General features: G+C 66.8%; 18 protein-coding genes. 11 read left to right on the forward strand and 7 right to left on the reverse strand.

The window, feature by feature from the left end; all coding sequences use genetic code 11:
* Positions 1–106: 106 nt before the first annotated feature.
* Both AWC31_RS30590 and AWC31_RS30595 read right to left on the reverse strand, forming a co-directional pair.
* A complete protein-coding gene (locus tag AWC31_RS30590) occupies positions 107–883 on the reverse strand; it encodes a TIM barrel protein (RefSeq protein WP_085148531.1) in 777 nt (258 codons plus the stop codon).
* Positions 880–1,854, reverse strand: a complete 975-nt coding sequence (locus AWC31_RS30595; RefSeq protein ID WP_085148534.1) for a Gfo/Idh/MocA family oxidoreductase — start codon at positions 1,852–1,854, stop codon at positions 880–882. Before AWC31_RS30595 ends, AWC31_RS30590 begins: the two co-directional genes overlap by 4 nt.
* Before the next feature lie 98 nt (positions 1,855–1,952).
* On the opposite strand from AWC31_RS30595, the gene AWC31_RS30600 reads away from it, so the two are divergent.
* Positions 1,953–2,936: a LacI family DNA-binding transcriptional regulator gene (locus AWC31_RS30600; RefSeq protein ID WP_085148537.1), complete on the forward strand. Its 984-nt coding sequence runs from the start codon at positions 1,953–1,955 to the stop codon at positions 2,934–2,936.
* A 12-nt stretch (positions 2,937–2,948) separates the two neighbouring features.
* Here AWC31_RS30600 and AWC31_RS30605 read toward each other — a convergent pair whose 3' ends face one another.
* From AWC31_RS30605 to AWC31_RS30620, 4 genes are all read right to left on the reverse strand, one after another.
* Positions 2,949–3,941, reverse strand: a complete 993-nt coding sequence (locus tag AWC31_RS30605; protein ID WP_085148540.1) for a Gfo/Idh/MocA family protein — start codon at positions 3,939–3,941, stop codon at positions 2,949–2,951.
* Positions 3,942–3,958: 17 nt separating this feature from the next.
* A complete protein-coding gene (locus AWC31_RS30610) occupies positions 3,959–4,819 on the reverse strand; it encodes a sugar phosphate isomerase/epimerase family protein (protein ID WP_085149870.1) in 861 nt (286 codons plus the stop codon).
* Positions 4,820–4,890: 71 nt separating this feature from the next.
* A complete protein-coding gene (locus tag AWC31_RS30615) occupies positions 4,891–5,898 on the reverse strand; it encodes a Gfo/Idh/MocA family protein (RefSeq protein ID WP_085148543.1) in 1,008 nt (335 codons plus the stop codon).
* Complete coding sequence (locus AWC31_RS30620; RefSeq protein WP_085148546.1) at positions 5,895–7,055, reverse strand: phytanoyl-CoA dioxygenase family protein; 1,161 nt, start codon at positions 7,053–7,055, stop codon at positions 5,895–5,897. The genes AWC31_RS30615 and AWC31_RS30620 overlap by 4 nt, the downstream gene beginning before the upstream one ends.
* A 112-nt stretch (positions 7,056–7,167) precedes the next feature.
* Here AWC31_RS30620 and AWC31_RS30625 point away from each other — a divergent pair, with 112 nt between their 5' ends.
* The 7 genes from AWC31_RS30625 to AWC31_RS30655 all read left to right on the forward strand — a co-directional run bounded on the left by AWC31_RS30625 (position 7,168) and on the right by AWC31_RS30655 (position 15,135).
* A complete protein-coding gene (locus AWC31_RS30625; RefSeq protein ID WP_085148549.1) occupies positions 7,168–8,172 on the forward strand; it encodes a LacI family DNA-binding transcriptional regulator in 1,005 nt (334 codons plus the stop codon).
* Between the two features lie 133 nt (positions 8,173–8,305).
* Complete coding sequence (locus AWC31_RS30630; protein WP_085148552.1) at positions 8,306–9,130, forward strand: PfkB family carbohydrate kinase; 825 nt, start codon at positions 8,306–8,308, stop codon at positions 9,128–9,130.
* A 352-nt stretch (positions 9,131–9,482) separates the two neighbouring features.
* Positions 9,483–11,423: a 2-oxoacid:acceptor oxidoreductase subunit alpha gene (locus AWC31_RS30635; RefSeq protein ID WP_067847227.1), complete on the forward strand. Its 1,941-nt coding sequence runs from the start codon at positions 9,483–9,485 to the stop codon at positions 11,421–11,423.
* The gene (locus AWC31_RS30640; protein ID WP_067847224.1) at positions 11,420–12,502 is read left to right on the forward strand and encodes a 2-oxoacid:ferredoxin oxidoreductase subunit beta; all 1,083 of its coding nucleotides are present in this window, start codon (positions 11,420–11,422) and stop codon (positions 12,500–12,502) included. Before AWC31_RS30635 ends, AWC31_RS30640 begins: the two co-directional genes overlap by 4 nt.
* Complete coding sequence (mobA, locus tag AWC31_RS30645) at positions 12,474–13,076, forward strand: molybdenum cofactor guanylyltransferase (protein WP_374213959.1); 603 nt, start codon at positions 12,474–12,476, stop codon at positions 13,074–13,076. Before AWC31_RS30640 ends, mobA begins: the two co-directional genes overlap by 29 nt.
* Before the next feature lie 1,040 nt (positions 13,077–14,116).
* On the forward strand, positions 14,117–14,440 hold the full coding sequence (locus AWC31_RS30650; protein WP_067847219.1) for a transglycosylase family protein: 324 nt from the start codon (positions 14,117–14,119) through the stop codon (positions 14,438–14,440).
* 245 nt (positions 14,441–14,685) lie between these two features.
* The gene (locus AWC31_RS30655) at positions 14,686–15,135 is read left to right on the forward strand and encodes a transglycosylase family protein (RefSeq protein ID WP_085149872.1); all 450 of its coding nucleotides are present in this window, start codon (positions 14,686–14,688) and stop codon (positions 15,133–15,135) included.
* Positions 15,136–15,138: 3 nt separating this feature from the next.
* Here the strand turns inward: AWC31_RS30655 and AWC31_RS30660 are convergent, their stop codons facing one another.
* The gene (locus AWC31_RS30660) at positions 15,139–16,287 is read right to left on the reverse strand and encodes an FAD-dependent monooxygenase (protein ID WP_085148558.1); all 1,149 of its coding nucleotides are present in this window, start codon (positions 16,285–16,287) and stop codon (positions 15,139–15,141) included.
* Positions 16,288–16,408: 121 nt separating this feature from the next.
* Between AWC31_RS30660 and AWC31_RS30665 the strand changes: the two genes are divergently transcribed.
* Genes AWC31_RS30665 through AWC31_RS30675 form a run of 3 tightly spaced genes read left to right on the forward strand, consistent with a single transcriptional unit; the run spans position 16,409 to position 18,890 of the window.
* Positions 16,409–16,936 carry a dimethylamine monooxygenase subunit DmmA family protein gene (locus AWC31_RS30665; RefSeq protein ID WP_085148560.1) on the forward strand — a complete coding sequence of 176 codons (528 nt, stop codon included), beginning with the start codon at positions 16,409–16,411 and terminating at the stop codon, positions 16,934–16,936.
* Positions 16,933–17,868 (forward strand): PDR/VanB family oxidoreductase, encoded by a 936-nt coding sequence (locus AWC31_RS30670; protein WP_085148563.1) that lies wholly within the window; start codon positions 16,933–16,935, stop codon positions 17,866–17,868. Before AWC31_RS30665 ends, AWC31_RS30670 begins: the two co-directional genes overlap by 4 nt.
* On the forward strand, positions 17,865–18,890 hold the full coding sequence (locus tag AWC31_RS30675) for a heme-dependent oxidative N-demethylase family protein (protein WP_085148566.1): 1,026 nt from the start codon (positions 17,865–17,867) through the stop codon (positions 18,888–18,890). Before AWC31_RS30670 ends, AWC31_RS30675 begins: the two co-directional genes overlap by 4 nt.
* Positions 18,891–18,913: the final 23 nt, after the last annotated feature.

Below are 18,913 nucleotides of genomic sequence, written 5' to 3' on the forward strand. Positions count from 1 at the left end.
CCAGGGCGGTACTGAGCGTTGCGGCGAGCGTGCGTGTTCGTACGTCAATTTTGGCGTATCGGGCAAACAGACCCGCACGCTCGCGGTGTTGGTGACCTCGCCGGGGCTAGGTGACCGAAAAGGCCGCGCGGAACGCTTCGAGGGCGGCGACGCTGTCGCCCGCAGCGTAGGCCTCCATGCCGACGGTCCCGGTGTATCCGCTGTCGCGTAACGCTTTTGCCACGGCGGGGTAGTGGATCTCACCGGTGCCCGGCTCACACCGGCCCGGCACGTCGGCGACCTGGATCTCGCCTATCGCCTGCCCCGCGCGGTGCACGAGATCGACCAGATTGCCCTCGCCGATCTGGGCGTGATAGAGGTCCAGCATCATCTTGACGTTGGGGTGCCCGACTGCTTCGACGAGTGCGAGCGTGTCCTTGGCGCGGGCGAGCGGGACACCGGGGTGGTCGACGATCGTGTTGAGGTTCTCCAGGCAGAACGTGACGCCTGCTGCGGCGCCGAGTTCGCCGAGGGCTTCGAGCCCGCGCAGCGCCGACAACCACATCTCGCCGGTGGCGCGGTACCGCGGCCGGGCGGCCTGGCCGTCGACGAGTTCTCCGGGGTGCACGACGAGTCGCGGAACCCCGAGAACCGCCGCGGCTTTGACGGCTTGCTCGGCGGTGCGCACCACTTCGCGTGAGCCGGCGGGATCGTAGAGATCGCCGTGCAGATAGCCGGTCATCGACGAGAAGCGTGCGCCCGTGGCGGCCAGGGCGTCGAGGTCCTTGTCGTGAAAGCTCCAGATCTCCACCGCGAAACCGAGTTCGTCGATGCGCCGGGCCCGGTCGACGATGTCGAGGTCGGTGAACACCATCTCCGAACAGACGGCGAGTTGGAAGGTCATCGGCGCACCGCTCCGGCGAGCGCGACCGGGGCACCGGTCCGTACCGATTCTGCTGCGGCCAGCGCTATTTCGAGTGCGACGCGGGCGTCGTGCCCGGTCACCGACGGGGTGGTTCCGGTCCGGATGCTGTCGACGAAATGGGCGAACTGTGCGACGTAGGCGTCGGCGAACAACTCGGTGTTGAGCCGCCCGGCCTGCTCGGGAGCCCGGCCGGCGAGCAGCACACCGTCGGAGCCGAAGATCTCACCCCGCACGTCGTAGCCGTAGACCGCTTGGAAGCTGGCCTCGGCGGTGCCGAATGCGCCGTTGTCGAACCGCAGTTGGACCACCGAGGTGTCCAGGAAGCCGGCTTCGGCGAACTGCGGGTGGATCAGTGCTGCGGCCTGCGCGTAGACCTCGGTGACCCGCGCACCGGGGTTGAGCCAGCACAGCGTGTCGAAATCGTGGATCAGGGTTTCGTTGAAGATCGTCCACGGCTTCACACGTGCGGCCACTTCGGCCGAGATCCCCGGATCGCGAGTCAAAGACCGCAGAAGCTGCGGCGTGCCGATGGTCCCCGCGATGATCGCGTCGTGCGCGGCGGCGAAGTCGGCGGCGAATCTGCGGTTGAACCCGACCTGCAGGGCGACGCCCGCGTCGGCCGCGGCGGTGATGGCTCGGTCGGCGTCGTGGAGCGTGAGCGCCATGGGCTTCTCGCAGAACACATGCTTGCCGGCCTGCGCTGCCGCGACGGCGAGGTCGGTGTGGGTGGTCGCGGGCGAGCTGATCGCCACGGCCTGCACCGCGGGGTCGCCGATGAGTTCCATCGGGTCTGCGTAGGCTCGGGGCGCACCGATGGCTTGTGCCGCTTCGTTATTCGGATCTGCGACCGCCACCAGGCAGGCATCCGGAACTCGTCGGGCCAGGGATTCGGCATGGAAGCGTCCGATCCATCCCGTGCCGATGAGACCGAACCGCAGCTGATCCGACATGAGGACTCCCGTTTCTTCTAGAACGTTCTAGAGGAAAGTAAAGCCGTCGGGCGCAGACTTCGTCAAGACGAGTTCCTAGAACGTTCTAGAATGGCGCCATGTGGGACCGGCCGACCCTCCACGACGTGGCGCAGCGGGCAGGAGTTTCGCGCGCCCTGGTGTCCATCGTGATGCGGGACGCCCCCGGTGCCAGCGAGGCCACCCGCGAGCGAGTCCGCCGGGCCGCCGACGAAATCGGTTACCGGCCCGATCCCCGTGCGCGCATGCTGCGCTCAGCGCGCACCAACCTGCTCGGCGTTGTCTTCACCGCGAGCCAGGAATTCCACGCCGGTTTGGTCGACGGCGTCTACCGCGCGGCCGAATTGCGTGGCTATGACGTCCTGCTGAGTTGCGTGACGCCGCACCACGGTGAACGGCAGGCCGTACGCACCCTTCTCGACAACCGCGTCGAGGCGCTGGTGCTGATCGGCCCCGAACTGCCCACACGCGAACTGATCGAACTCGACACCCGGCTGCCGGTCGTTACGGTGGCACGCAAGCTCCGCGGTGTCGACGCCGTCCGCAGCGACGACGCGGTCGGTGCCGGACTCGCGGTCGACCACCTGGCTGGGCTCGGCCATCGCGCGATCACATATCTCGACGGCGGCCGAGCCCCCGGCGCCGCGGAACGCCGCAAGGGACTTCGCAAGGCCGCCGACGCCGCAGGCGTGGCCGCGACCATCGCCGCCGGCGGCATCACCGAACGCGAAGGCGCAGCCGCCGCCACCGCGTTGCTTGCCACCGAATCAGCGCTGCCCGCCGCGGTGTTCGCGTTCAACGACCGCTGCGCGCTCGGGTTCGTCGACGTCGCGATCCGGGCCGGCGTGCGAGTGCCGTCCGACGTGTCGGTGGTCGGATTCGACGACAGTCCGCTGGCCGGCCTCGCCCACGTCGATCTCACCACCGTCGGACAGGACAGCGCGCAGCTCGCAGAACTGGCGGTCGGGCGTGCCGTCGAGCGCATCGACGGCACCGGCTCCCGGGTCGATCTCGTGTGCGAGCCCAAGTTGGTGGTGCGAGGCTCGACGGCGGCCCCCAGGTGAGGCCGCGGTGAGTCACCGGGGCGGCAACCCTGCCGCACGGTAGGCCGCATCGACATAGCCCATGTTGGCGACCGCGTCGGCGAGGCCGAACGGCAGCGGTGCCCCATGCTGTACGTGGTCGGCGAACGCCTGCAGTTGATAGGTGTAGCTGGCGCGGGTGCCCAGGCGCTCGACCCGGGTTCCTGCCGCCGAACGGACGGTCAATCGGTCGTCGTCGTTGGGTCGGATGAAGTCGTGGACCAACGCGTCCCCGTGAGTTCCGGCGATGTGGATGGTGAACGAATAGTCCTCGGCCACCATCGAATTGGCGCTCAGCCCCGTACACCCACCGGGAAATGCGAGGTCGACGTCACAGGACGCGTCGACCCCAGGCGTCCGCTCCTCGGCACGCGCCCGCACGACGGACGGTTCTCCGCCCAGCCCGTCGATGTCGCGTCGGCCCAGTGCCCGCATGACGTGCATGCCGTAGCAGCCGAGGTCCATCAGCGCGCCGCCGGCGAGATCCAGCGACCAGCGAGGATCGTCGTCGGCTGGAAAGGGCATGGCCATCCGGACCTCGACGTGCGTGAGCCTGCCGAGTTCGCCGCTTTCCGCCAGCGCGAACGCGCGTTGGGTGACCGGATGGAAGTAATAGTGAAATCCCTCGAACACGGTGACGCCGGCGGCTTCCGCCGCCTGGGCGACGGCGGCTGCCTCGGACCTGTTGCGCGCGAACGGCTTCTCGCTGAGAACAGGCTTGCCGGCGGTAACGGCAGCCGCGTTCCATGGCGCGTGCAGGGCATTGGCCAGCGGGTTGTAGACGACATCCACCTCGGGGTCCTCGATCACCTCGGCGTAAGAGCCGAGTACGCGTTCCACCCCGTACTTCTCGGCGAACGCCGCGGCCCGCCGCGGATCGCGGGCAGCCACGGCCACCAGGCGATGCCCGAGTTCCTGCGCGGGCCCGACGATCGCCTTCTCGGCGATGCGGGATGCGCCGAGCACGCCGATGCGAAGGCCCGTCATGCGCTCGCAAGCTTCGGTCATGCGCTGACGGACTTCAGATAAGCCACGCTCGCGACCACGTCGCGCACCGGCCCCTCGTCTGTCGGCTCGGCTTGCAGAATCGTGTCCTGCTCCAGCACGAACCAGCCGTCGAAGTCGTTGTCCCGCAAGACCGAGACGATCCCGGCGATGTCGACGTCGCCGGTACCCAACGGGGTGTACATGCCGGCCCGCACCGCATCGGTGTAGGTGAGTTCACCGGCCTGGACGCGCGCCGCCAGCGCGGCGTCCACATCCTTGAGGTGCGTGTGCTTGATGCGGTGCGGCACGGCCTTCGCCAACTCGAGCGGATCGGTGCCACCGATCAACAGGTGACCGGTGTCCAGGCACAGCGGGATCGACGATCCGGCCAGCACCCGATCCACATCCGACCGCGTCTCGACCATGGTGCCGACATGCGGGTGCAGCACCGCAAGCAATCCGGCCTCGGCGGCGATGCGCGACAGCCGGTCGAGATTCGCCAGCAGCGTGGCCCACTGGTCGGCGTCGAGTTCGGGACGCGAATCGTAACCGTCGGACCCGGTGGCCGCGGCCAGCACGACCACACCGGCGCCCGCCGCGAGCAGCGATGCCAGCGGGCCCTCGAGGTCGCGCGCCGGATCGTGGTTCGCGTCGTGCAAGACCACCGGGACGAACCCACCGACACACGAGAGGGATTGCGCGTCAAGCACTTCGGTGAGCTCGGCAGGGTCGGCGGGCAGGAACCCGTCCGGCCCGAGTTCGGTCGCGGTCAACCCCGCACCGCGCATCTCGGTCAGCACCCGGTCGCGATGCAGCTGGTAACCCCAGCCGGGTACCTCGCACACCCCCCAGGAAATGGGCGCCCCGGCAATCTTGATTCCCCGGTCGCTTCGCTCCTGCCCGCCGATCTTGATTCCCCGGTCGCTTCGCTCCTGCCCGCCGACCTTGATCACGAGTTCCGAACCTCCTCGATGCGCACCGGCGTACCCCGGCGCAGTGACTCCGTGGCTGCCTCGGCGAGCCAGGCCACCTCGACCGCATCGGCCACGGTGGCTCCGGGGATCGCCTCGCCCTTGACCACCGAAACGAACGCGGCGAGCTCGGCGCGGAAGGCCTCGGTGAACCGGTCCATGAAGAAGTGGTGGTACGGCCCGGCCGGAAAATCGTTGCGCGGGTCCATGTTCTGCATCGGTGCGCCTTGGTCCCAGCCGGCGACGACCGTGTCGTTGAAGCCGTGCACCTCCAGGCGGCAGTCGTAACCCCGCGCGTTGTAGCGCGCTGCCGAGACGATGCCCAGCGCGCCGCCGTCGAATTTCACGACCACCGCCGCGGTGTCGACATCGCCGTACTGGGCGAATCGTGGGTCGCCCTGCACGGTCCCGGTGGCATAGACCTCCACGGCGTTCTGCCCGGTGATCCACCGCAGCACGTCGAAATCGTGGACGGCGCAATCGCGGAAGATCCCGCCCGAGTTCTTGATGTAGTCCATCGGCGGGGGAGCGGGGTCCATCGTCGTGCTCCGTACCGTGTGCAGGTGCCCGAGTGAGCCGGAGTCCACCGCGCGCTTGGCCGCGGCGAACGCGGCGTCGAACCGGCGCTGGTAGCCAATCTGGACAGGTACCCCGGAGCGCGTGATCACCTCGGCGACATGCGCGCTCTCGGCGGCCGTCGACGCGATGGGCTTCTCGCAGAACGTGGGCAGTCCCCGGCCGACCGCAGCCAGCGTCAGCTCGGCGTGGGCCGGGGTGGCGGCCGCGACCACAACGCCGTCGATGCCGGAGTCCAGCAGGTCCTCGACCGAATCCGCCGGTTTCGCACCGTGTTTGGCCGCGACCGCGGCCACCACGTCAGCGCGCTCGTCGGCGACCACGAGGCCGTCGATGCCGTCGAGGCCACTGAGCGTGTCGACGTGGAAGGCGCCGATGCGCCCGAGTCCGATCACACCGAGCGTGGTCATGGGATTCTCCGTTCGTTCTGCTGGTCCAGGATGGTGTCGAGGTCGGCGGGCGCGATCCCGTCGGCGAGCGCGGCCAGCACGGTGTCGACCTGGCTGGGCGGTGCGAGACTGCCGATGGGTTGATCGCTGTCGAGATTGGTCGGGAACGCATAGCCCTCGGCGGTGGCATTGACGACATTCGCCAGATCTCGCTCCGAACGCCCGGCCGCCTTCAACGCCAACAGTTCGGGATAGACGGCACGGAGCATCGCCGTGCGATCCAGTGATTCCATCGCCCTGCCGAACGGCGAGGAGATCTGCAGCAGATTGGCCATCCGCCGGATATCGGTCGATGTGTTGGCGCCCGCCCCGTGGTAGAGGGCCGGATTGAAGAACACCGCGTCGCCCTTGCGCAACGGAATCTGCACCTGGTGCGCGGCGAAGAACTCGATGAACTCGGGCCGGTAGAACGCGATGTAGCCGCCGGTGAACGTCTGTGAGTACGGCAGCAGCATGGTCGGGCCGCTCTCCAGCGGCATGTCGCAGTGGGCGACGGCGCCCTGCAGTGTCAGTGCGGGCGACAGCCGGTGCATGTGCGCCGGATAGTCCGCGAGCTGATCCGGTGTCACGAAACCGAGGTGGTAATCGCGATGCGGAACCTGCGCCGCGCCACCGGGATTGACGACGTTGACCTGAGAGGTCACCTGATAGCGCGGGCCCAGCCAGGCTTGTGAGACCAGCGCCAGCACGTCGTTGGCGTAGTACTCGGCGTACACCCTCGGGTCGTGCATGGCCAGCTTCTGTGCCGCGTTCCAGATGCGGTCATTGGCGCCCGCCTTGCCGAAGTGGTCACCGGCCGCACCGCCTTTGGCATGTTGCGCCTCGATCACGGCGGTGAAGGCCGCGCCGGCCCGGTCGATCACGTCGCTCTCGAAGGCGCCTTCGAACACCACGACGCCGGGCCCGCCGGCGAGAGCGGCGATGAGCTCGGCCTGCAGGACGCGACGGTCTGCATCGTCGAGGCTTTGCGCTGCGTACACCGGCACATTGGCCCGGACCGCGACGGCATGCGGATAGTCCGCGGGATCGGTTCGGCGTGAGACGGACTCGCGAAAGTCGTCGAGGCTGCAGTCGGAGTCCTCGATCCAGGCGCGGTGCGCTGTGCCCAGTGAAGTCATGGCTGAAAGTCTTGCTGTGTGGTGTGCCACAATCAACCGCAAAAAGCCATCAAAAAACCATCATCATCTCCGCACGCGGTGGACTGCACGCCGGAGGAGAGGGGGCACGCATATGGCGCACCGATACAAGGTTCGGGAAATCGCCCAGCAGTGCGGCTTGAGCGAGGCGACCGTCGATCGGGTGCTCAACAACCGGCCCGGGGTGCGGGAGAACACCCGCGACGAGGTACGCCAGGCGATCGCGGATCTGGACAAGCAGCGGGCGCAGTTGCGGCTCAACGGCCGTCGTTACCTGATCGACGTGGTGATGCAGACGCCGCAGCGGTTCTCTGACGCGTTCCGCGCGGCTGTCGAAGCCGAGCTGCCGGCGTTTGCACCGGCCATGTTGCGGGCACGGTTCCACCTGTGGGAATCCGGGTCCACCGCACAGATGGTCGACACCTTGACGCGCATCCGCAGCAGCCACGGCGTGGTGCTCAAGGCCGCCGACGAGCCCGAGGTGGCCGAGGCCGTCGACCATCTTGTCGCGTCGGGCGTGCCGGTGGTGACGTACGCGACGGACATCCCCACGAGTTCGCGGTGTGCGTACGTCGGCATCGACAACCACGGTGCCGGGGTGACGGCGGCCTACCTGATCGAGCAGTGGCTCGGGCCTGCGCCGTCGGGGGTCCTGATCACCGTGAGCCGCACGGTCTTCCGGGGCGAGGGGGAACGCGAGGTGGGGTTTCGGTCGGGCCTGCGGGCTTCCGGGCGCCCCGTCGTCGAGGTGACCGACAGCGACGGTATCGACGCAACCAACGAAGGGCTCGTCCTCGACGCCCTGCAGCGCCATCCGTGGGTGGAGGCCGTCTATTCGCCCGGCGGTGGCAACCTGGCCACCGTTTCGGCGTTCGACAAGCTCGGTCGGACCTGCAAGGTCTTCGTCGCCCACGACCTCGACGCCGACAACCGCAGACTGCTGCGCGACGGCCGGATCTCGGTGGTGCTGCACAACGACCTGCGCGCCGACGCACGGCTCGCGATGCGCTTGATCCTGCAGCAACACGGTGCACTACCAGCCGAAACCGTCCGTCCGGCGCCCATCCAGGTGATCACCCCCTACAACCTGCCCGCGTGACTACCTCGACGCGCTCGCAGCTTCTCCAGCTACCATTTCGCCCCACGGCCACATGGGTATGTGTGGACCGCCGCCAGACTGTGACCGAATACGACCGGGGGACTCATCCATGCCGCGAGAGCTAGTCCCGGGCGTGACCGTGCTCGGCAACCTGGCGATCGACATCATCAACGGGGCCGAGCCGAGCCCCGGTGGTTGCGCGTCGTTCGCGGGTGTCGCGCTGCAAGCCGCCGGTGGCGCGGGGCGGATCGTGGCGATGGGTGCCGAGGACGACCATGCGCTGTTCGATCCGCTGCTCGAGCGGTTCGGGTCGCTGGTCCAGATCCTGCCGTCCGGCGTGACGAGTTCGTTCAGCCTCGATTACGACGACACCGACCATCGCCATATGGGGGTCGAGGCGATCGGTCCGGTGTGGACCCCCGACGACATCGACGCCGCCGATCCCGTCACGACGTGGGTGCACCTCGCGCCGTTGCTGCGAACGGATTTCCCGGCCGACACCCTCGCCGCGCTGGCCGCCCGCGGGCACCGCGTCGCATACGACGGGCAGGGCCTGGTGCGGGCCGACCGGCTTGGGCCGCTCGTCGAGGACCGGCATTTTCCTGCTGAACTCCTCGCCCATCTGGACATCCTCAAGCTCGCCGAGGACGAGGCCGTCATCGTGGCCGACGGCCCCTTCGACGCATCGACCGCGCAGCGCCTCGGCGTGCCCGAAATCCTGGTGACGTACGGATCCGAGGGCTGCGACATCTACGTGGACGGCACGGTCCTGCGGGTCCCCGCCGCCTGGCGGGTGCTCGGCGTGCAGACGACGGGCGCGGGCGACATGTTCACCGCTTGCTACGTCGCGCACCGGGCCGCCGGGGCCGATCCGCGCCGCGCCGCGGAATCGGCCAGCGCACTGGTAGCCCACGAGTTGGACAAGCGCATACACGTCTGCTCGGCCGATCGCGTGTAATCGCAGGTGGCACGGCCAAAACTCGACAGGTGTCAAGTTTGATCCGACGGTGCTAGCCGCGGGCTACTGGCGGGTAGCCTTTTCCTTAGAGAATGACATTCTCCTAAACGTGACGAAAACCACACTTGTGTCTCAAACCGGCCGCCTTCACGTCAGTGAACAGCGCCTTCGGTGACGACTCGCCCGCGTGTCAAGCCCCACCGCGGTGAAGTGGAGCCTAAGAACAGTGCAATAATCGGTACTGGTAGTGACATCAAAATTTGGTGGACGTTGAGCCGGCGGCGCATCGTATGGAAGCGCCGTTGTACAGAGCGGTGAAACGTGGCCGAAGAACGCGTGAAAGGCGGGAGCCGTGGGTGAGAACGGCAACGGCACTGGCGCCGCGCCGCGGCAGAAACTTGAAAAGGTTGTCATCCGCTTCGCCGGCGACTCCGGCGACGGTATGCAGCTGACCGGCGACCGGTTCACGTCAGAGGCCGCGCTGTTCGGCAATGACCTTGCCACGCAACCGAACTACCCGGCCGAGATCCGCGCCCCTCAGGGCACGCTCCCGGGCGTCTCGTCGTTCCAGATCCAGATCGCCGACTACGACATCCTGACCGCGGGCGACCGGCCCGACGTCCTGGTCGCGATGAACCCGGCCGCGCTGAAGGCCAACGTGTCGGATCTGCCGCGCGGCGGCCTGATCATCGCCAACTCCGACGAGTTCACCAAGCGCAACCTCGCCAAGGTCGGCTACGACGCCAACCCGCTGGAGACCGACGAGTTGTCCGACTATGTAGTGCAGTCGGTCGCGATGACCACGCTGACTCTCGGCGCGGTCGAGGCGATCGGCGCCACCAAGAAGGACGGCCAGCGCGCCAAGAACATGTTCGCGCTCGGCCTGCTGTCCTGGATGTACGGACGCGAGCTCGAGCACAGCGAGACCTTCATCCGCGAGAAGTTCTCCCGCAAGCCCGATGTCGCCGAGGCCAACGTGCTGGCATTGCGCGCGGGATGGAACTACGGCGAGACCACCGAGGCGTTCGCGACCACCTACGAGGTGTCGCCGGCGAAGCTGAAGTCGGGCGAGTACCGGCAGATCTCCGGCAACACGGCGCTCGCGTACGGCATCGTGACCGCCGGCCATCTCGCGAATATCCAGGTGGTGCTGGGCACTTACCCGATCACGCCGGCCAGCGACATCCTGCACGAGCTGTCCAAGCACAAGAACTTCAACGTCCTCACGTTCCAGGCCGAGGACGAGATCGCCGGAATCGGCGCCGCCATCGGCGCGTCGTACGGCGGTGCGCTGGGTGTCACGAGCACCTCGGGCCCCGGTGTCTCGCTCAAGTCGGAGGCCATCGGTCTCGCCGTGATGACCGAGCTTCCGCTGATCGTCATCGACGTGCAGCGCGGCGGCCCGTCCACGGGCCTGCCCACCAAGACCGAGCAGGCCGACCTGCTGCAGGCGCTGTTCGGGCGCAACGGCGAGTCGCCCGTCGCGGTGCTCGCGCCGCGGTCCCCGTCGGATTGCTTCGACATCGCCGTGGAGGCCGCGCGTATCGCGGTGAACTACCACACCCCGGTCATCATCTTGTCCGACGGTGCGGTCGCCAACGGCTCGGAGCCGTGGCGGATCCCCGACGTGAGCAGCTATCCGCCCATCGAGCACACGTTCGCCAAGGAAGGCGAGCCGTTCCAGCCGTATGCGCGTGATCCCGAGACGCTGGCGCGGCAGTTCGCCGTCCCGGGTACGCCCGGCCTCGAACACCGCATCGGCGGTCTCGAGGCGGCCAACGGTTCGGGCAACATCTCGTACGAGCCAAAGAACCACGACCTGATGGTGCGGTTGCGCCAGGAGAAGGTCGCCGGAATCTCCGTGCCCGATCTCGAGGTCGACGATCCGAGCGGCGACGCCGAATTGCTCATGCTCGGCTGGGGCAGTAGTTACGGCCCGATCGGTGAGGCCTGCCGGCGCGCCCGGCGCAAGGGCATCAAGGTGGCACAAGCTCACCTGCGGTACCTGAACCCGTTCCCGGCCAACCTGGATGAGGTTCTGCGTCGCTACCCGAACGTCGTGGTGCCGGAGATGAACCTGGGACAGCTTGCGCTGCTGTTGCGCGGCAAGTACCTGGTCGACGTCCAGTCGGTGACCAAGGTCGAGGGCATGGCCTTCCTGGCCGACGAGGTCGAGGGCATCATCGATGCCGCGATGGATGGGACGCTGGCCGAGAAGGAAAGCGACAAGGCGAAGTTCGCGCGGTTGGCCGCCGCCACCATCGAGACTGAGACTGTGGGAGCGAACGCATGACTGACCTTATTGGGGCGGACCTGGGACTCACGGAGTCTGGCCTGAACAAGACCAGCCTGGTGCCCAAGACCGACCAGCCGCAGAAGGGCAAGGACTTCACGAGCGACCAGGAGGTCCGCTGGTGCCCCGGTTGCGGTGACTACGTCATCCTCAACACCATCCGTAACTTCCTGCCCGAGCTCGGGTTGCGGCGCGAGAACATCGCGTTCATCAGTGGCATCGGCTGCTCGAGTCGCTTCCCGTACTACCTGGAGACTTACGGTTTCCACTCGATCCACGGGCGTGCCCCGACGATCGCCACCGGCTTGGCGCTGGCCCGGCCGGACCTGTCAGTGTGGGTCGTGACCGGTGACGGTGACGCGTTGTCGATCGGTGGTAACCACTTGATCCACGCGCTCCGCCGCAACATCAACATCACGATCCTGCTGTTCAACAACCGGATCTACGGGTTGACCAAGGGGCAGTACTCGCCGACCTCGGAGGTCGGCAAGATCACGAAGTCCACGCCGATGGGCTCGCTGGACTACCCGTTCAACCCGGTGTCGTTGGCGCTGGGTGCCGAAGCCACCTTCGTCGGCCGGGCGCTGGATTCCGATCGCAAGGGCCTGTCCGAGGTGCTGCGGGGTGCCGCGGCCCATCGCGGCGCGGCGCTGGTCGAGATCATGCAGGACTGCCCGATCTTCAACGACGGCTCCTTCGACGCGCTGCGTAAGGAAGGCGCCGAAGAGCGGCTCATCAACGTCACGCACGGGGAGCCGATCACCTTCGGTGCCGACGGCGAGTACTGCGTCGTCAAGTCCGGGTACGGCCTGGAGGTCGCCAAGACCGCTGACGTCGCGGCGAGCGAGATCGTCGTGCACAACGCCGAGGTCGACGATCCGGCGTACGCATTCGCGCTGTCGCGCCTGAGCGAGCAGAACCTCGACCACATGGTCATGGGCATCTTCCGCCAGGTCAATCGGCCGACGTACGACGATGCCGCGCGCGAGCAGGTCAACACGGCCATCGAATCGAAGCCCCATGACACCGCCGCTCTGCAATCCTTGCTGCGTGGCAAAGACACCTGGACTGTCGACTGATCGCGCTGACCTGACTTCCATCCCGCTTGCCGGCGTCGTGCTGGCGGGCGGGGCCTCGCGCCGGATGGGACGCGACAAGGCGACATTGCCGTTCGACGGCTCGACGCTGGTCGAGCGCGTCGTCGCCGCGGTCAGCGTCCGATGTTCGCCGGTGTTCGTGATCGCCGCACCCGGCCAGCCGCTTCCACAACTGACCGCGCAGGTGTTGCGCGACGAGGTCCGTGGCGTCGGTCCGCTGGTGGCGACCGGCCGTGGCCTGCGCGCTGCCGCCGAGGCGGGGCGCGACATGGCTTTCGTGTGCGCGGTCGACATGCCGTTGCTGTCCGCCGATCTGATCGACGAGCTTGTCGGGCCTGCGATGCGGCTGCCTGCCGATATCGTGCTGCCCTGGGACGGCCGCGACCACTATCTCGCGGGGATCTACCGCACGCGCCTGACCGACCGGATCTCGGCCCTCGTGGATGCTGGGCAGCGCAGCATGCGCGCGCTCGCCGAGTCCGTGGACACCCAGCGGATCGTCATGGCGCCACAGCGCGCGCTGACCAACGTCAACAGCGAAGCCGACCTTCCCTGAGTCACCGCAATTCGGTGCGAGTGACGCCAGCAAATTTCGAATTCGACCCCTGAATCTGCTGTATTTATCGTTTCGAGATTGTTTGTCCATTTTTTCGTCATCAATAGGTGAGCGGAGTTTGACCGGCCGTGCGTAATGGGCGGCGTCTCATGACGGCCCGAATTGGCGAGACCTGTTGAGTACGTTGAGGATTGGCGCGTGACAACGTTGGGCACAATGTCGAAACAGTTGGCGCAGTAGGCTGAAACACTTTTCGTTAGTCCGTCAAAACAGTTCTGACCTGTAGCTTTGACTGTCGCGACGCCCTACCGGGGGCCTTGGTGACCCGTCGGGGGCGGGTCTGGACCCGATGTGAGTGTGCTGAATGTCGCTGCAGTGCAGTTGTTTTCGGTGCGTGGCGGGTGGTCGCGACGGAGGGGGCGCTCCCGCGGTGCCGGTTGGTACATTCCTGACGAAACTCGAAATGTTGTCTACGGCAACGCCTTTGGTGGACCGACCGCCCGGTCGAGCTGAGTGGTCGTATAGCGAACGATTTCAGGGCATCGTGACACCCGCCGATGGCGTCTACCTGCGTGTTTGGTCTATACGGGCCGGGGATTGCCCATCGACTGGCCCAATTCAAGTGTCCGGGGTCACAAAAATCGCGTGAGCTGCCTCACTTTTCGGCGCCGAGGGGTTTAAGGAGCGATCGGGCTGAATTCGCGAGCTGACCTGCATAAACGTTTCTCTCATCGTCTCGTTATCTGACCGTGATCTTTCCGCGATCGCTTCTACATCGACATGACTTCTGTTCGAGACCTTTGTACGGTCCCTAACGACTCCGAACGGAGCAAAACAATTTCAAACCCAAGAACCTGCGTGTGAGTGGGCTGCAGCGGCGAATGCGCTGCGCGGCGCCGGGATCGACACCCGGCTGGGCGTTTCATGCTCCCCCTTCCGTGCCTGACCGAGACGGCACGGACCAACCCCTCCTGCCTGCTTCAGGTAGCCACGCCCGCGTGAGCGGGTGTCGATGGCGCGCGCTTGGCGAAAGGAACGAAGTGAAGAACATCCGCAAGACGTTTGGGCTTGGCATCATCGCCGGGGCGCTCGCTGTGGCTCCGGTGGCGCTGGGTGCCGGCACCGCCAATGCGGACAGCGTTAACTGGGATGCGGTCGCGGCGTGCGAGTCGGGCGGCAACTGGTCGATCAATACTGGTAACGGCTACTACGGCGGCCTGCAGTTCAATCTCGGCACCTGGCGTTCGCACGGTGGCTCGGGCATGCCGCATCAGGCCTCGCGTGCCGAGCAGATCCGCGTGGCCGAGAAGGTGCTGAACACCCAGGGCATCGGCGCTTGGCCGGTGTGCGGGCAGCGCGGCTAGAGCAGCACCACAACAGCTCTGTTCAGAAGCGGTGCCGGGCATTGCCCGGCACCGCTTCTGTTTCCTCATGAAGCTCTCGGGTTACTCCAGTCTCCGGAAGAACTTCCGCCTCCTGTGTAACGCGTGAGGTTGGTCACACGAACTCATTAGTGACCGCACGGTTGCAGGTTTGTGACCGACGTTTGTTCCGCGGTCCTGGTGTCGAAGGTCGGGGAAGGGCCGCGATGAAGAACATCCGTAGAGCGATGACGAGGAGTGTGTGGATCACAGCGCTGTCCGGGGCGCTCGCGATGGGGCCGATGGCCCTGTCGACGGCGACCGCAGGCGCCGACTCCGTGAACTGGGACGCGATCGCCGCGTGTGAGTCCGGCGGCAACTGGTCCACGAACACGGGTAACGGCCACTACGGCGGGCTCCAGTTCAAACAATCCACCTGGGCCGCGCACGGCGGCATCGGTTCACCTTCGACCGCGCCGCGCGAAGAGCAGATCCGGGTGGCCGAGAACGTTCTGCGCACGCAAGGGCTCGGCGCCTGGCCGAGGTGCGGTGCGGCGGGCGGCGCACCGGCGGTGTGGGGCGCGCCGGCCGCCGGTTCCGGGTGCCAGGCCGTCCGGCCGGGTGCGGTTCTCGGCATCCTCGACCTGCGCCGGCTCTGCGCGTCGCTGCTCGATCCTCTCGGGGCGTTCGGCCGCTGAGTCTCACCGCGCCGGCTTGAAGGCTGAACTCGCCGCAATCGAGGCGAGGTGTCGAGTCAGTACATACTCGGGGACCAGCACCGTGGCGCGGCTCGCGGCGGCGCTGAACACGGCGGGTCGCAGGTTCACGATCCGGCCGATCAGCCGTGACTCCCGCACGATCGCCATGACGCGGCGCCGTCGTACTTCGGTGAACCGTGCGAACGCCGTGGTCAGATCGGGCGTTGTCGTCACCAGCGTGCCCAAGGTCGCGGCGTCCTCCAAACCCTGACATCCGCCCTGGCCCAGGTGTGGGCGCATCGGGTGCGCGGCGTCCCCGGCGATCACCACGGGCCCGCTGGCCCAACAGCGGGCCGGCGCCCGGTCGTAGAGGTCGTTGCGAAGTACCTCGGCCGGATCCGCGGCGGCCAGCAGCGTCGGAATCGGCTCTGCCCACGAGCCGAAGATCCGGCGAAGGTAGGCAAGCTCGCCCTCGGGTGCGGTCTGGCCGCGTCGCGCACGTTCGGTGGCGAACCAGTAGGTGTGATCACCGCCCATCGGAACGTGTCCTACTTCGAGGCCGGGCGCCAGCGTCTCGCCGGACAGTTCGGGATCAAGGGGATAGTCGGCCACACCCCGCCAGGCGGTGTACCCGGCGTAGCGCTTGCGCAGTGGACCGTTCAGGTGGCGGGCCACCACCGAGTCGACGCCGTCGGCGCCGACCAGACCGGTCGCCTCGCGAACCGAGCCGTCGGTGAACGTCACGCGCACACCGGAGGACGTGACAGCGACCTCGCGAGCCGTCAGCTCGTAACGAACTGTTCCGGCAACCAGCGCCCCGGTGAGAATGTCGGTCAATGCCGCTCGTCTGATCACGACGAGCGGCTCGCCGAGGGCGCGGGTGAAACGTTCGGCAGCCGGCCGCCGCAGCCACGTGCCGTCGTGCCACCGAAGTGCACCCGCAGTGACCCGCCCGCCCGCGTTGCGCACCGCGTCGCCCAGGCCCATTTCGTCGAGCGCTGCCAATGCGTTCGGCCAGATGCTGATTCCCGCACCGGGCGTGGTGTCGGTACGGGCCTCCGCCACGCACACGTCATACCCGCGTTGCTGAAACGCGACAGCCGTGGCCATTCCGGTGATGCCGGCACCGATGACGAGGATCGATTCGACCATCGGTCGAATGTATCGGTGCGTCAACCGCTTGAGACGTTCGCTTCACAGCGCTGAAACGAAGCGGTGGTTTCCTGTCAGCGAAACGCGTTAACCATAGGTGTCCATTGCTCGGGAAGGCTGCATGAAACCTGCTTTGAAGCTCACCAGCGTGCCGCCATGGGCCACCGCCATCACATTGCCCGACGCCGATCGCTCCGGCCGGTCTTGGACGATCATCGCTTTCGGGTCGGCCGACGACGTCGTGTCGGTGTGGACCACGCAACTACCGGTCGAGCCGACCGTGCACCGGGTCACGACCGACGAAGAGGCCCGCACGGCGCTGGCCGGCGATCTCGCCTCAGCGGTCGTCGGCTGGCGATTGATGATCGCGGGCCCGGCCAACGCATGCCTGCGGCTTCGCGCCTGTGCGCTCGAAAGCGGCGTCGCCGACGATGAGATGACAATCGCCAGCACCGAAGTCGCGACCCGAGACGTGCAGTGTGTGCACTGCCGAACCGTCACCACTGCGGCAGTCGACCTCGAGTCAACGCTGCGCTGTGCCGGATGCGCTCGTATGCTCCTTGTCTACTACCACGTTTCACGCCGCCAGGGCGCGCATCTCGGCTTCATGGCCGACGCCGAACAGCAGTCGGAGGCGGTGGCGTCGTGAGCGACCTCGAGGTGACCGTCGTCGACATCGATGACAGCGTGCCCCAGGTGCGGACTGTACGTCTGGCGCGGGCCGACGGCGGCACCTTGCCGTCTTATCCGCCGGGCAGCCACATCGTGATCGACTGCGGGGGCGTGACCAATGCCTATTCCCTGACGGGTGACGGAATGTCGCCTGCGTGCTATGTCGTGTCAGTCCTGTTGTGCCCGGACGGATCCGGTGGTTCACGCTGGATCCATGAGGCGTTGTCCGTCGGCGACCGGGTGACGGTCCGGCCCCCTCGCAGTGCCTTTGCTCCGGTGCTGAGAGCGCGCCGTCACGTGCTGATCGCCGCGGGCATCGGAATCACCCCGATGGTGTCGCACCTGCGTGCTGCACAACGATGGGGTCGGCAAGTGCAACTGCTCTACATCCACCGAAAAGGCCGAGGCGCTTACCTCGACGAGATCGACCGGCTCTGCGGTGATGCCCAGATCTTCACCGACCGGGCGAAGTTCCACGGCGAACTCGTCGCCGTGTTGGCCGGCCAACCGATGGGAACGCACCTGTATGTCTGTGGCCCAACACGTTTCATGGACGATGTGAGCGCAGAGGCGAGGGCATCAGGCTGGCCCGACAGTCGAATTCACCTGGAACGGTTCGGGGTCGAAGCGCTCGACGCGGGCGAGCCGTTCGAGGTGGACCTTGCCGGCACCGGAGAGACGTTCACGGTGCCATCGGGTGTCTCACTACTGGAGGCACTCCAACGCCGTGGCCACGCCATTCCGAATCTGTGCAGGCAAGGGGTATGCGGCGAATGTCGAATTCTCGTTTCCGGCGGCAGCATCCTGCACCGTGACCTGTTCCTCACCGACACCGAGAAACAACGGGGAGATGCCCTGATGAGTTGTGTATCCCGTGCCGCAGGCAACCGATTGGAGTTGGCCCTGTGACCGTGACACCCGTACTTGTATCGGCTCCCGATCTGCTGGCGACCTTTCCGTTTCCGTTCCCCAGCGATAGGTACCGCTACAGCACCAATGTCGAGCCGGCCGGCGGCGCCGTGGTCACACCTGTCGGGCGTTGGGGTGACCGGGTCGTCGACATCGACAGCGAGTACGAGCACGAACTGGCGGAACGGGCACGGATATTGGCCGCGGATCCGACACGTTATGCGGTACTGCCGCATATGCGAGCCGCCTGCTGGGACGCCATGTTGGTGCTGATGCGCGAGATGGCCACCTCCTACCCGGACATCATGTCGCTGACCACGAATGGATCGGTTTGGCACTGGCGCAACAACCGGCTCGGAATCGCCCAGGATTTCGTCGTCGGGGACGAGTCATCCCTTCCCGCAGAGCCGTTGGCTTACATCGCCGGCCAAGTACAGGACGACATCGTGCTGCTGGACCAGCGTGACGACGATCTGTTCGGTGACGCTGGCGTGGTGACGTTCGCCGCCGACTGGTCGTTCGGTTTCGACGTCGGCATGACGTTCCTCGAGATTCACGGACCGGTGCCTAGGCTGCGTCAAACCGGGGTCATCACCCGAGCCCGCGAGTTTCTCATGCGTCTGCAGCCCAACGAAACCTACCGCCGCACCAACTGGACGCTCACCATCGGACGGCGCCTCGACGTGTCCACCGAGCTGTACCACGAGTGGGGTCCGGACCGGCCGATGATCGGCACGGTCGACGACGAAACCTTCGGCCGGCTCGTGCATCTGCGTGTCGAGCTGCAGCATTTGATCCGATTGCCCGAGTCCGGCGCGATCTGTTTCCTGATACGCACCTACATGTTGCCGCTGGCCGACCTCGTCACCGTGGCGCCCTGGCGGGACCGGCTGGCCGCGGTGCTGTCGGACCTTCCCGATGATATGGCCGACTACAAGGGCATCATCGGCTATCGCGACCGTGTGGTGGCCTGGCTCGCCGCACATCAAGCAGCGCAACAGAACACGCCCCCGGCCAAGTGACCGGGGGCGTGTTCGCACGCTGA

Origin of the sequence: Mycolicibacterium wolinskyi (assembly GCF_002101965.1) — a bacterium.
GTDB lineage: Bacteria > Actinomycetota > Actinomycetes > Mycobacteriales > Mycobacteriaceae > Mycobacterium > Mycobacterium wolinskyi.